This window comes from Streptomyces sp. AC550_RSS872, from assembly GCF_019049285.1.
GTDB lineage: Bacteria > Actinomycetota > Actinomycetes > Streptomycetales > Streptomycetaceae > Streptomyces.
Genome location: NZ_JAGMUL010000028.1, coordinates 71,204 through 84,398 on the forward strand (window position 1 = coordinate 71,204; position 13,195 = coordinate 84,398).

General features: G+C 70.8%; 8 protein-coding genes and 2 pseudogenes. 3 read left to right on the forward strand and 7 right to left on the reverse strand.

The window, feature by feature from the left end; all coding sequences use genetic code 11:
* Positions 1-191: 191 nt before the first annotated feature.
* A pseudogene (locus KUM44_RS14320) lies at positions 192-1,448 on the forward strand (RNA-guided endonuclease InsQ/TnpB family protein).
* Positions 1,445-2,281, forward strand: a complete 837-nt coding sequence (locus KUM44_RS14325; RefSeq protein ID WP_217208240.1) for a transglutaminase-like domain-containing protein — start codon at positions 1,445-1,447, stop codon at positions 2,279-2,281. The pseudogene KUM44_RS14320 and the gene KUM44_RS14325 overlap by 4 nt, the downstream one beginning before the upstream one ends.
* A gap of 441 nt (positions 2,282-2,722) precedes the next feature.
* On the opposite strand, the gene KUM44_RS14330 is transcribed toward KUM44_RS14325, so the two are convergent.
* Positions 2,723-3,034, reverse strand: coding sequence for a cold-shock protein (locus KUM44_RS14330; RefSeq protein ID WP_254389509.1), 312 nt, complete (start codon positions 3,032-3,034; stop codon positions 2,723-2,725).
* A 190-nt stretch (positions 3,035-3,224) separates the two neighbouring features.
* Here KUM44_RS14330 and KUM44_RS14335 point away from each other — a divergent pair, with 190 nt between their 5' ends.
* On the forward strand, positions 3,225-3,866 hold the full coding sequence (locus tag KUM44_RS14335) for a chorismate mutase (protein WP_308402609.1): 642 nt from the start codon (positions 3,225-3,227) through the stop codon (positions 3,864-3,866).
* Positions 3,867-3,891: 25 nt separating this feature from the next.
* On the opposite strand, the gene KUM44_RS14340 is transcribed toward KUM44_RS14335, so the two are convergent.
* From KUM44_RS14340 to KUM44_RS45370, 6 genes and pseudogenes are all read right to left on the reverse strand, one after another.
* Entirely contained in the window at positions 3,892-5,436 is a 1,545-nt protein-coding gene (locus KUM44_RS14340) for a VWA domain-containing protein (RefSeq protein ID WP_217208241.1), read from the reverse strand.
* A gap of 147 nt (positions 5,437-5,583) precedes the next feature.
* On the reverse strand, positions 5,584-6,450 hold the full coding sequence (locus tag KUM44_RS14345) for an ABC transporter permease (RefSeq protein WP_217208242.1): 867 nt from the start codon (positions 6,448-6,450) through the stop codon (positions 5,584-5,586).
* Positions 6,447-9,104 (reverse strand): CocE/NonD family hydrolase, encoded by a 2,658-nt coding sequence (locus tag KUM44_RS14350; protein ID WP_217208243.1) that lies wholly within the window; start codon positions 9,102-9,104, stop codon positions 6,447-6,449. The genes KUM44_RS14345 and KUM44_RS14350 overlap by 4 nt, the downstream gene beginning before the upstream one ends.
* A gap of 446 nt (positions 9,105-9,550) precedes the next feature.
* Positions 9,551-11,053 (reverse strand): CoA-acylating methylmalonate-semialdehyde dehydrogenase, encoded by a 1,503-nt coding sequence (gene mmsA, locus KUM44_RS14355; protein ID WP_217208244.1) that lies wholly within the window; start codon positions 11,051-11,053, stop codon positions 9,551-9,553.
* 14 nt (positions 11,054-11,067) lie between these two features.
* Positions 11,068-12,984, reverse strand: a complete 1,917-nt coding sequence (gene iolD / locus KUM44_RS14360; protein ID WP_217208245.1) for a 3D-(3,5/4)-trihydroxycyclohexane-1,2-dione acylhydrolase (decyclizing) — start codon at positions 12,982-12,984, stop codon at positions 11,068-11,070.
* 73 nt (positions 12,985-13,057) lie between these two features.
* A pseudogene (locus KUM44_RS45370) lies at positions 13,058-13,165 on the reverse strand (5-deoxy-glucuronate isomerase); the annotation flags it as partial.
* Between the last annotated feature and the right edge of the window lie 30 nt (positions 13,166-13,195).

The following is a 13,195-nucleotide window of genomic DNA, read 5'->3' on the forward strand; positions in this document are numbered from 1 at the left end:
GGGGAGCCCCAGGGCTTCAGCCCTGGGAGGCATCGCATCCTCGTGGCGGCGGCGCGGAGCGCCGCGGTATCTCTCGAGCGCCGTGTCCGGCGGAGCCGGTGCTGCTGCCATACCGAGGCGGCTTCACTCGGTCGGGTGAAGCATGGAGAACGTACGGTGGGCCGTCGTACGCGTGTACAGGTTGGTTGATCGTGAAGCTGGTGGTGCAGGTCAGGCTGCTGCCGACGCCCGTGCAGGCCGCCGGCGCTTGAGGCGACCCTGCGCGCCTGCAACGAAGCGGCGACCTGGGCAAGCGGCGTTGCGTTCGAGAAGGACGTGAGGAGTAATTTCACGCTGCGCGAGCACACCTACCGTCAGGTCAAGGCCCGCTGGGGGTTGGGGGCGCAGGCCGCCCAGCACGTCATCAAGAAGACCTGCGACGCATATGCCGTGCTGAAGGCCAACCTGGGGGGGGGCCGGGAAACTGGGCAGGCCGGGCTCGAAACGCTGCCGCAGGGCGATGGAGAAACCGGTCGCCTTCCGCCCGGACGGGGCGCAGCCCTTTGACGACCGGATGCTGTCCTGGCAGATCGACCGGCGCCGCATCTCCATCTGGACGACCGCCGGGCGGGTCAGGGATGTGGCGTTCACCGCCTCGCCGGAGCAGATGGCCACTCTGGCCCTGTACCGCAGGGGCGAGTCCGATCTGTTGTGGCGGGACGGCATGCGGTTCCTGAACGCCACCTGCGACCTGCCCGAGGCGCCGCCGAACACCGATCCGGTGGACTTCCTCGGGATCGACCTGAGCATCGTGAACATCGCCACCACGTCCGACGGCGAGATCATGGCGGGGCGCGAGCTCAACCGGACCCGGCTGCGGGAGCGCGCGCTACCCCGTCCGCCAAGCGCCGGCTGAGGAAACGGCGGCGCAAGGAGGCGCGGCGGGCGAAGGACATCGACCACAAGATCGCGAAGCATGTGGTGGCCGAGGCGGAACGCACCGGTCGCGGGATCGCCCTGGAGGACCTGACGGGCATCCGTGAACGGGTACGGCTTCGTAGGCCCCAACGGGCCACCCACTCCACGTGGAGCTTCGCCCAGCTCGGAGTTCATCGCGTACAAGGCCCGCCGGGCGGGGGTGCCGGCGGTGTACGTCGATCCGGCACACACCTCCCGCACCGCGCCGGGTGCGGCCACATCGACAGAGCGAACCGGGTCTCCCAGGCCTGGTTCGCGTGCCGGAACTGCGGCGTCGTTGCCCACGCAGACCGGAACGGCTCCCGCAACATCCGTGCCCGTGCGCGGGAGTTGTGGCGACGCGGGGCGCAGTCAACCGCCCCAGACCCACCACCGAACCGGAACGTGGGACAGGACGCAAACGCAGCATCACAGCCAGTGGCGCCCGTTGTGCGAGCCCGGGACTTCAGTCCCGGGTCGTTGACTCTCGGCCCTTACCATCCCGGTTATGACCGATGACCTGCTCGACCTCGACTACGCGCGGCCCGGCCCCTTCACGCGCCTGCGCTCGACACAAGTCCACCTGCTTGAGGGGCTGCCGGATGACCCCGTGGGCATCTGTGCCGCCGTGCAGAGCCTGGTCATCCAGCCTGCGGACGCCGCGGTGTTAGGGGTTTGCGAGGACCGTACGGCCGAGAAGAACATCAGGCCGGTCGACAAGCTGATCACCGCGCTGACCGCCCTTGATCCCGCGCCACTGCACCAGCCCCGGACACCCGAGACACGGGTGATCGGCACCTGCCGTCACTTCGCCACGATCGCCTGCGCGATCCTGCGGGCGCGGGGTATCGCCTCCCGAGCCCGGTGCGGTTTCGGCACCTACTTCCTCGAGGACCGCGGCGTCGATCACTGGATCACCGAGTACTGGGACCAGGACCACCACCGCTGGGTGCGTGTCGACACCGAGCACCTCGGCAAGGACTACGTCGACCGCCCGGACGATCTCGCTCCCGGCGAGTTCCTCACCGGCGGCGAAGCATGGGTCCGGTACCGCGACGGGTTGCTCGACCCGGACATGTTCGGGGTGGCCGGCACCGATCACGCCTGGGGTCCGGCCGAGATCAGCGGCAACGCCGTCCGCGACCTCGCCGCCCTCTGTAAGCGGGAGACACTCAACTGGGACGAGTGGGGCCGCATGACCGCGGCCTACGAGGGCAGGACCGGCCCCGATTACGACCAGTTGATCGACGTGGTCGCCGACGCCTGCGCCAAGGGCGATCCGGCAACCTTGACACGCTGGTTCGCCCACGAGGATCTGGCAGTTCCCCAGCACATGGTCGCTTGAGCAGGACCAATGTTTCTCTCTTCACCCAGGCGGGGACGGGCAAGCCCCAGCTTTGCGGCCGGGTGCTTGAGGCCCGGAGCGCGCGATGGAACCTCGGTCTGACCTGGCCGTGGACATTGCGCAGGCAGGCGAAACCAGCTTGCGCAGCGACCAGCGAGGGACCCGCAGCGGGCTCCAGGAATCCGTCCCGATCCCGTTCCCGCTGGGCATCGTCGCGGCCTTTGCAGTCTGCCGCACGACCGCGAGGGGCGACCGCGAACCACTGGGGGTGAAGGCGCTGGTGCTGTTGGCCGCGCCGCCGCCCTCGGCGCCATGATGACGGGCTGGTGGTCAAGCCCCGCAACTCGCCCGGGCTGCTCACACCCTGACGCTGTTCGGTTGATTCGGGGCCTCACGTGACGTCTGCGACCCGTGCTGTCAGTGGCGATGCGTTATGCGCGGTCAGGAATCGAAGCTGATGTCCAGCTCAGACGAATAGCCCGGACCGTCGTTCCCGTTTGCCGGATGGCGTACGTCGGCCTCGGGCCAGACACGTACGGCACGCCAGCGGTATTCATCCTGCTCAGCCTCCTCGGCCGAGAAGGAGACAAGCTGACCCGCCGTCAACTCTCGGAAGCCTTCCGTCTGGATGGCTGAGAAGTGTGCCCATGCCTGGTCCGGAAGGGCCTCGGAAAAGAGGACGCCCCATCCCTCTTCGCTGTGCCAACTGAGCACATGGCCGGCAAGCACCTCTTCGGGCCTGGTGTCAGACATGCTCCCCCTTCCTCCTCGCACCATCGTGGCATGGCCCTTCGGCACGCGCTCAGCTCCCGCACAACGCCTCGATCTCGCCCGTGTATGCCCCCGGTTCACGCAAAGTCCGGGCGGGTGCATCGGACGGCGCGTCTGCGTCGTCCGCCTCTGTACGTTGATGTACGACCGCCCCCCCACGGAAGGAACCCCCGTGCACTCCCCACGCCTCCGGTCCGCCCTGGCCGCCGTCTGCGCCACCGCAGCCATGTCCCTCACCGGCGCCGCGCCCGCCACCGCGGCAGCACACTCCGCGCCGCCGCCGGCGATACACGCCTCGGCCACCTCCGTTCGGGCGGCCTCCGTCTCCCCCGGACTCACCCCGCTGACCGACCTGTTCGCCGAGCGGCTGCTGCTCGCCGACAAGGTCGCCGCCGCCAAGTACGGCACCGACAAGCCGATCGACGACCCGGTGCGCGAACAGCAGATCCTGGACGACGTCGCCGCACGGGCGTCGGGGCTCGGTCTCGATCCTGACGGGGTGAAGGCCGTCTTCCGGGACCAGATCGAGGCCAACAAGCTGGTGCAGCGCGGGCTGTACGCACGCTGGGACACGCACCCCGAGGAGCGGCCCACCGAGCGTCCTGACCTGGTCAAGGAGGTCCGCCCGCAACTCGACCGCATCACCACGGAGTTGCTGGACGCGCTGAAGGACACCCGGCGGCTGCGGACGTCACCGTCGTGCACACCCCGGCTGGGGCTGGCCGCCGTCCGGTCGGCGTACGGCCATGAGCTGGACGCGCTGCATGTCGAGGGCCTCGTACGGGCGCTGCCCTCCGTCTGCGCGGACTCCTGAGGCGCCGACCGGTCGCACCGCCGCCTCAGTCCGTCAGCCGCTCCGCCCGGCCGATGGTCTCCGCCAGCTGCCGTACCTCCTCGTCCTCCGTCTCCTTCGCCAGGTCCTCGGCGTGGTCCGCGAGGTCCCGCAGGGACGGGGCGGCGGGCAGGGAGCTCCAGCGGGAGTCGCCGTCGCGCAGGGCGTCGGCGAAGTAGGCGGCGGTGGCCGTGACCTGGAACCTCGCGGACGTGTCGTCCAGGGAGTCGTGCAGGGAGCCGGTCTCCAGCTGGCCCGACTTCTCGTGCGGGGCGCGGGTCTTCGGGTCGAGCCAGCGGACGCTCGCGGTGGCGAGGTGGCCTTCGGTGCCGGGCCTGGTGCGGACGGCGTAGAGGGCGGTGACGGTGTGGCCGGGGCCGATCTCGCCGCCGTCGACGCTGTCGTCGCGGAAGTCGTCGTCGGCGACCTGGCGGTTGTCGTAGCCGATGAGCCGGAACTCCTTGACCGTCTCGGGGTCGAAGGCGACCTGGGCCTTGGCGTCGCGGGCGGTCAGGTCGATGTTCTGCGGGAGTTGGCGGCTGAAGAGCTTGTGGGCTTCCCTCTCGGTGGAGACGTACGACGTGTGGCCGTCTCCCTTGTCGGCCAGGCGTTCCATCAGGGCGTCGCCGTAGTCGCTGCCGACGCCGACGCCGAAGAGGGTGATGCCGTGTTCGCGGCGTTCGGAGGCGATGCGTTCGAGGATGGTGTCGGCGTCGGTGTCGCCCGTGTTGGCCAGGGCGTCGGAGACGAGGACGACCCGGTTGGTGGCGCCCTTGCGCAGGCCCTCGACCGCTGTCTCGTAGCCGGTCTCCATGCCCGCGCCGAGGTTGGTGGAGTCGGTGGGCTCCAGGCTGTCGATGGCGTCGTGGATCTCGTCGCGGTTGCCGTCGAGGCGGGTCATCGGCAGGACCGTCTCGGCCTCGTCGCTGAAGGTGACCAGGGCGACCGAGTCGTCGTCGCGCAGTTGGTCCGTCATGTGTCCGAGGGAGTCCTGCGCGAGGTCCAGGCGGCCCGGTTCGGCCATGGAGCCGGAGATGTCGATGACGAAGGTGAGGGCGGCCGGCGGTCGCTCGCCGGGGTCGGAGGCGGGGCGGGTGGCCAGGCCCACGCGGACCAGGGACCAGTCCTCGCGGTCGGTGCGGGCGCCGTCGACGGTGACCGTGAAGCCGTTGCCGTCGGGACGGTCGTAGTCCTGGCGGAAGCTGTTGACGAACTCCTCGGGGCGGACCGTCGACGGGTCGGGCAGCCGGCCCTCGGCGAGGGTGCGGCGGGCGTAACCGTAGGAGGCGGTGTCCACGTCCAGGGCGAAGGTGGAGAGGTAGTCGGGTTCGGGGGCGAAGTCGCGGGAGTCCTCGCCCTCGCCCTCTCCCTCGCGCTGGTCTCCCTGGCTGTACGCGGGGGCGGGGAAGCCCTTGCCGCCTCCCTTGCTGTCCTGCGCCGAGTCCCCGCTGCCGCCGCTGTCACCCGCGCCGCATCCCGTCAGCAGCAGGCCGCCCGCCGCGGTGAGTGCGAGCAGTGCTCGGTGCAGCCGTCGTGTGCGGTACCGCTCCATCGTCCGTGCCCCCTTGGTCCGTTGACGTCGACTTCTGTGACTGTGACGGGCCAGGGGGCCGGAACGTGCGCTACGGAACGTTGCGGATGAGTCTCGAAGAGGGCACGGTGGCGGGCCGTCGAGACCGGTGGGTGATCTTCCGTTGACCTACGACACCACGTCCTTGCGGGCGAAACCGCGGAAAGCCAGCGCGAACAGCACGAGGGCGTACGTTACCGACAGGGACGTGCCCTGGATCATGTCGGACCATTCGAGCTGGGGTCGTACGGCGTCCAGCCAGGCGTACTGCCAGTGGGCCGGCAGGAAGTCGCGCCAGTCGCCGAGGGCCGTCACCTCGTCGAGGACGTTGCCGATGATGGTCAGGCCGACCGCGCCGCCGACCGCGCCGAGCGGTGCGTCGGTCCTCGTGGACAGCCAGAACGCCAGGGCCGCGGTGACGAGTTGGGAGATGAAGATGTACGCCACCGTGATCAGCAGGCGCTGGGCGGCGGTTCCGGGGGCCAGCGAGTCGCCGGTGGGGAGCTGGAGCGGGCCCCAGCCGTAGGCCGCCGTGCCGACCGCGAGGGCCACCAGCGGGAGCAGGATCATCGCGGCCAGACTGAGGCTCAGGCCGACGACGAGCTTGGACCACAGCAGGCGGGCCCGGGGGACGGGCGCGGCCAGCAGATAGCGCAGGGAGGACCAGCTCGCCTCCGAGGCGACCGTGTCCCCGCAGAACAGCGCGACGGGGACGACGAGCAGGAAGCCGGCGGAGGCGAACAGGTTGACGGCGGCGAAGTTCGCCCCGGACAGCGTGGCCGTGTCCATCAGACCGACCTGGTTGTTGCCCGAGCCCGGGCCGCCGCCCACCTGGAAGGCGATCAGCAGGACGAACGGCAGGGCGAACAGGATGCCGCCCATGACCAGGGTGCGGCGCCGCTTCAGCTGCCGGACCAGCTCGACCCGGATCGGCAGCGTGCGGCCCGCGCGGTAGCCGTCGGCGACCTCCGCGCGGTCGGTCAGCGTGCTGCTCATGCGGAGTCTCCGATCAGGGTGAGGAAGGCGTCTTCGAGACGGCGGTGCGGGCCGACCGACTCGACGGGGACTTCCAGCCGGACGAGTTCGGCGACCAGACGCCGTGCGCTGCCGGACGCGTCGAGCCGTACGACCAGGCCGCCGTCGGCGCGCACGGCCGAGGCCACGCCCGGCAGGGCGGCGAGCTTCTCGACGAGGGGCTCGTTCACGGGCTCGGTCGTGCCCACGAGCAGCGTGTCGCCCGAGCCGACGATCTCCCCGACCGGGCCCGCCTGGACGAGTCGGCCGTGGTCCATCACCACGAGGTGGGTGCAGGACTGTTCGACCTCGGACAGGAGGTGGCTGGAGACGATGACCGTGCGCCCGGCGGCCGCATAGCGGATCATGACCTCGCGCATCTCGCGGATCTGGGGCGGGTCGAGTCCGTTCGTCGGCTCGTCGAGTATCAGCAGGTCCGGCAGGCCGAGCATGGCCTGGGCGATGGCGAGGCGCTGGCGCATGCCCTGGGAGTAGGTGCGCACGGCTCGCGCGAGTGCGTCGCCGAGTCCCGCGATCTCCAGGGCCTCGTCGAGGTGGGCGTCCGTGGGCGGTCGGCCGGTGGCCTGCCAGTACAGCTCCAGGTTCGCGCGGCCGGACAGATGCGGCAGGAAGCCCGCGCCCTCGACGAAGGCACCGACGCGGGAGAGCACGGGGGCGCCGGGGGCGATGGCGTGGCCGAAGACGCGGATCTCGCCGCCGTCCGGCTTGATCAGGCCCATCAGCATGCGCAGGGTCGTCGTCTTGCCCGCGCCGTTCGGGCCGAGCAGGCCGAGCACCTGGCCCTTCTCCACCCGGAAGGACAGGTCCTTGACCGCGTACCGGTCGGCGGACTTCGCGTAGCGCTTGCTCAAGTCCGTGATCTGGAGCGGCACTTCGGCCAGCGCGGGGTCGGGCGCGGCGGGTGCCGCGGTGCGGCGCCGTCCGGTCGCCAGCAGGGCCAGCGCGATCACTCCGCCGGCCAGCGGCAGCCACCACACCCAGGCGGGCAGCCCTGTCGGCCCGTTCGTGTCACCGAGCGCCGTCGGCACCGACAGGTCGCCCTTGAGGGAGACGGTGTACGTCGCCGGGGCCGTCGGGGAGGCGTAGCCGAGGTCGGTGGAGGCGAGGACCAGCCGCAGGCGGTGGCCGTCGTCGATCTCGTGGTCGATCGCCGGGAGGGTGAGGGTGACGTCCTTGCCGGCCTTCGCGCCCTCGACCTTGAGGGGCTCGACCAGCTGCGAGGGCAGCACCTGGCTGCCCTGACCGCCCGGGCCGACGTCGTACAGCTTGGCGAAGAGCACGGCGTCGTCGCTGGTGGACTTCACATGGACGGTGGCCGTCGGCGACCCGGTGATCTGGAGGTCCTCGCGGACGGGCGCCGACTCGAACGCGGCGAACTGGCCCGGGAAGTCGAGGGACACGCCGATGCCGAGCGAGGACAGCTGGGACAGGCCGCCGGCGCTGCCGAGCCCGGGCAGGGCGGATACGGCGGGCGGGTTGGCGCCGGCCGGGTTCTGGAAGCTCTGCTCCCGCCCGGTGAGGGCGATCGAGCGCCGGTCGCCCTCCAGGCCGGGGTACTTGTCGGCGCTCACGCCGCTCAGCCGGGTCTCGCCGTCTGCGCTGCCGGTGCCGAGGGTGCGGGTGACGCGGAAGGCGGGGCCGGTGTCGACGCCCTTGTCGTCCTTGAGGTAGCGGTCGAACCAGGTCCGCACCCGCTCCTGGACCCGGCCCGTCTCCATGTCGCCGCCGTCGTGGCCGCCCGCGATCCAGTCGACGTCCACGGGGGCGCCGCCCGCGCGGATCGCCTTCGCCGCGGCGTCGGCCTGGTCCAGCGGGAAGAGGGAGTCGGTCTGGCCCTGCATCAGCAGGGTGGGCACCTTGATGCGGTCGCCGACGGCGGACGGCGAGCGTTCCTGAAGCATCCGCTCGGCCCGCGCGTCCGGGGTGCCGGACTCCGCGACCCGCTCGTACATCTCGCAGATCCGCGTCTCGAACTTGTCGCAGCCGCCGGCCGAGTTGACGAAGATGCCCGCCCAGAGCTTCTTGAAGACGCCGTTCGGGAACAGCGCGTCCGAGAGGTTCCAGTACGTGATCGCCGGGGCGATGGCATCCACCCGGTCGTCGTGACCGGCGGCCAGCAGGGAGATCGCGCCGCCGTAGGAGGCGCCCGCCATGCCCACGCGCGGGTCGCCGGCCTTGTCGAGTTCGACCTGGGGCTGCTTCGCCAGCCAGTCGAGCAGCCTGGAGACGTCGGCGACCTCGCCCTTCGGGTCGTTCAGCCCGACCTTGCCGGTCGACTTCCCGAAGCCGCGGGCCGACCAGGTCAGCACGGCGTAGCCGTCCCGGGCGAGGTCCTCGGCCTGCTCGCGTACGTCGTTCTTGCTGCCGCCGAAGCCGTGCCCCAACAGGACGGCCGGCCGGCGTCCCGAGGGGCCCGAGGTGAAGAACGAGGTGTCGATGCGCACCCCGTCGCCCATGTTCATGACCCGTTCGGTGCTCTGCACCCGCGGCTCGTCCTCGCCGGCGACGGCCGTCCATGTCCCGGCACCCGCGAGTACGACGACGGAGGCCGCGGCGGCGATCCACCGTCGCGGCCTCCGGGCACGCCCTCGCAGCGCGGGCAGTCGAAGATCCATGGTTCAACGGTACGGGGCGAACCTGTCGGCGAGTTATCGACCGGAGACCGAACTACTCGACCTCCCCCAGGCGTACGGGGGCTCGGAGAGGTACTGCGTTCGTGGTACCCACCTGATCACCGGCGGGACGGTAGGTTCCCCGTCCGGCCTTGATCGGTTGCCGCGGGGGTGACCCCATGATCGTCTGATCAAGACCGTCCCGGTCGCATGCGGAACCCCCACCCCCACGCACAACGGGAGAATCACATGGAACTTGTCTCTGTCCTCGGCGCCGTCGGCGACCTGCTCAGCTCCGTCACCGGCCTCCTCGGCGGCCTCCTCAGCGGCCTCGGCATCGGCTGAGGGCGGAAAGTCCCAGCTGGAGGAGGTCCGGTGGATCGCGCAATCCGCCGACACCTCCCGGTCACCACACGGACGGGCCCGCCGCCAGCGGGCCCGTCCCGTTGTCAGTGGTTGCGCGGGAAGCCGAGGTCGACGCCGGACGGGGCGTCCGCCGGGTCGGGCCAGCGGGTGGTGACGACCTTGCCGCGGGTGTAGAAGTGCGTGCCGTCGTTGCCGTAGATGTGGTGGTCGCCGAAGAGCGAGTCCTTCCAGCCGCCGAAGCTGTGGTAGCCGACGGGGACCGGGATCGGGACGTTCACGCCGACCATGCCGGCCTCGATCTCCAGCTGGAAGCGGCGGGCGGCGCCGCCGTCCCGGGTGAAGATCGCGGTGCCGTTGCCGAACGGCGAGCTGTTGATCAGCGCCACGCCGTCCTCGTACGTCTCGGCGCGCAGCACGCACAGCACCGGGCCGAAGATCTCGTCCTGGTACGCCTTCGCGGACGTGGGCACCTTGTCGAGCAGCGAGATGCCGATCCAGTGGCCGTCCTCGAAGCCGTCGACCGTGTAGCCGGTGCCGTCGAGGACCACCTCGCAGCCCTCGGCCGCCGCGCCGGAGACGTAGGAGGCCACCTTGTCGCGGTGGACGGCGGTGATGAGCGGGCCCATCTCCGAGGTCGGGTCGTTGCCGGGGCCGATCTTGATCTTCTCGGCGCGCTCGCGGATCTTCTCCACCAGTTCGTCGCCGATCGAGCCGACCGCGACGACCGCGGAGATGGCCATGCAGCGCTCGCCCGCGGAGCCGTAGGCGGCCGACACGGCGGCGTCGGCGGCCGCGTCGAGGTCGGCGTCGGGCAGGACCAGCATGTGGTTCTTGGCGCCGCCGAGCGCCTGGACGCGCTTGTGGTTGGCGGAGGCGGTGGTGTGGATGTAGCGGGCGATCGGGGTCGAGCCGACGAACGACACGGCCTTGACGTCGGGGTGCTCCAGGAGGCGGTCGACGGCCACCTTGTCGCCGTGGACGACGTTGAACACGCCGTCCGGCAGACCGGCCTCCGACAGCAGCTCGGCGATCTTGATCGAGGCCGACGGGTCCTTCTCGCTCGGCTTGAGCACGAAGGTGTTCCCGCACGCGATGGCCATCGGGAACATCCACATCGGCACCATCGCCGGGAAGTTGAACGGCGTGATGCCCGCGACGACGCCGAGGGGCTGGCGGATCGACGAGACGTCCACCCGACTGGCGACCTGCGTCGACAGCTCGCCCTTCAGCTGCACGCTGATGCCGCACGCCAGGTCGACGATCTCCAGGCCCCGCGCGACCTCGCCGAGGGCGTCGGAGTGCACCTTGCCGTGCTCGGCGGTGATCAGCTCGGCGATCGCGTCCCGGTTGGCGTCCAGCAGCGCCCGGAACTTGAACAGGATCGAGGTGCGCTGGGCCAGCGACGACTGGCCCCAGGTCAGGTACGCCTCCTTGGCGGCCGCGACCGCTGCGTCCACCTCGTCGACCGAGGCGAACGCGACCTTCGTGGTGACCGCGCCGGTGGCCGGGTCGGTGACCGGCCCGAACGTGCCCGACACGCCTTCGGCGGTCTTGCCGCCGATCCAGTGGTTGACGATCTTCGTCATGCCCAGTAACTCCTTCACAGGTGGCGGCGCCGAGTGGAGACGTGCCGTTCGTACAGCTCACGGGCCTTGACCGCCGACGCTCGGGTCGCGGTCTCGGCCACGGGAACATCCCACCAGGCCTGCGCGGGCGGCGCGCCCGACACTGTGTCTGCCGTTTGGGTCTCGACGTAGACACAAGTGGGAGTGTCGGCCGTACGGGCCTCGGCGAGCGCCTCGCGCAGGTCGCTCACGGTCTTCGCGCGCAGCACCCGCATACCCAGGCTGGCGGCGTTGGCGGCCAGGTCGACGGGGAGCGGGGCGCCCGTGAAGGTGCCGTCCTCCGCGCGGTGGCGGTACGCCGTGCCGAAGCGTTCGGCGCCGGTCTCCTCCGACAGTCCGCCGATGGACGCGTACCCGTGGTTCTGCACGAGCAACACCTTGATCGCGATCCCCTCCTGCACGGCGGTCACGATCTCCGTCGGCATCATCAGATAGGTGCCGTCGCCGACCAGCGCCCACACGGGCCGGTCCGGGGCCGCCAGCTTCACGCCGATCGCGGCCGGGATCTCGTAGCCCATGCAGGAGTAGCCGTACTCCAGGTGGTACTGGTCGCGCGAGCGCGTCCGCCAGAGTTTGTGCAGGTCGCCAGGGAGGGAGCCGGCCGCGTTGATGATCACGTCCGTCTCGTCGACGATCCCGTCCAGCACGCCCAGCACCTGCGGCTGCGTCGGTCGTACGTCCGGCTCGTCGGCCTCGTAGCAGGCGTCGACGCGCTGCTCCCAGCGCTCCTTGTCCTCGGCGTACTCGGTGACGTAAGAGGCGGCGACGCGGTACGCGTGCATGTCCAGAGCCGCGGTCAGCTCCTGGAGCCCGCTGCGGGCGTCCGCGATCAGGGGCATCCCTGCGAGCTTGTGGCCGTCGTGGGGCGCGATGTTGAGGTTGAGGAAGCGGACGCCGTCGGCGGCGAAGAGGGTGCCGGAGGCGGTGGTGAAGTCGGTGTACCTCGTGCCGACGCCGATCACCAGGTCGGCGGTGCGGGCGAGTTCGTCGGCGGTGGCGGTGCCGGTGTGGCCCACTCCCCCGACGTCCTGGGGATGGTCGTGGCGCAGGGAGCCCTTGCCGGCCTGGGTGGAGGCGACGGGGATGCGGGTGACCTCCGCGAACTCGGCGAGTGCCTCCTCGGCGCGGCTGTGGTGGACGCCGCCGCCCGCGATGACCAGGGGCCTGCGGGCGGACCTGATCGCCCTGACGGCCTCGGCGAGTTCGGTCGGGTCGGCGCCCGGGCGGCGGACGGCCCAGATGCGCTCGGCGAAGAGCTCGTCGGGCCAGTCGTAGGCCTCGGCCTGTACGTCCTGGGGCAGCGCGAGCGTGACCGCGCCGGTCTCGACGGGGTCCGTGAGGACCCGTATGGCGTTCAGGGCGGAGGGGATCAGGGCTTCCGGGCGGGTGATCCGGTCGAAGTACTTCGAGACCGGCCGCAGACAGTCGTTGACCGACACATCGCCGGCGTACGGCACTTCGAGCTGCTGGAGGACCGGGTCGGCGGGGCGGGCGGCGAAGACGTCGCCGGGGAGGAGCAGGACCGGGAGGTGGTTGACGGTCGCGAGCGCGGCGCCGGTGACGAGGTTGGTCGCCCCGGGGCCGATGGAGGTGGTCACCGCGTGGGTGGAGAGGCGGCCCGACTGCCTGGCATAACCGACGGCCGCGTGCACCATCGCCTGCTCGTTGCGGCCCTGGTGGTACGGCATGGCGGGGGATGTGGGGGGTGTCCCCCCACTGGGCACAGTGCCGTACTCGACGAGTGCCTGGCCGATCCCCGCGACGTTCCCGTGGCCGAAGATGCCCCACGTGGCGCCGATCAGACGGTGCCGTACGCCGTCGCGCTCGGTGAACTGGGCGGACAGGAAACGGACGAGCGCCTGTGCGACCGTGAGCCTCGACGTTGAGGTCATCGGTTACCTCCGTGTGGTCCGGATGGAAGCAGATCCGCCACTTGCGTACGGCTCAGCGGCCCCGTTCGACTCGACGAACCGGGTCGGGGACCTCCGGCGCGGGGCCGTAGCGGGCGGGGAGTCTTCGCTCGCACTTCGCTCCTGCCAAAGCAAAGCGGCTACCCGCGCCGGAGGCGTTCTGGGGGTGGAACGTACGGCTCGTGGTCATGAG

What these genes read in the sequence shown, in the direction of transcription:
- KUM44_RS14350 (WP_217208243.1), bottom strand. Translation starts at nt 9,104, where the DNA reads ATGGATCTTCGACTGCCCGCGCTGCGAGGGCGTGCCCGGAGGCCGCGA.
- mmsA (WP_217208244.1), bottom strand. Translation starts at nt 11,053, where the DNA reads ATGACGAAGATCGTCAACCACTGGATCGGCGGCAAGACCGCCGAAGGC.
- iolD (WP_217208245.1), bottom strand. Translation starts at nt 12,984, where the DNA reads ATGACCTCAACGTCGAGGCTCACGGTCGCACAGGCGCTCGTCCGTTTC.
- KUM44_RS14325 (WP_217208240.1), top strand. Translation starts at nt 1,445, where the DNA reads ATGACCGATGACCTGCTCGACCTCGACTACGCGCGGCCCGGCCCCTTC.
- KUM44_RS14345 (WP_217208242.1), bottom strand. Translation starts at nt 6,450, where the DNA reads ATGAGCAGCACGCTGACCGACCGCGCGGAGGTCGCCGACGGCTACCGC.
- KUM44_RS14330 (WP_254389509.1), bottom strand. Translation starts at nt 3,034, where the DNA reads ATGTCTGACACCAGGCCCGAAGAGGTGCTTGCCGGCCATGTGCTCAGT.
- KUM44_RS14340 (WP_217208241.1), bottom strand. Translation starts at nt 5,436, where the DNA reads ATGGAGCGGTACCGCACACGACGGCTGCACCGAGCACTGCTCGCACTC.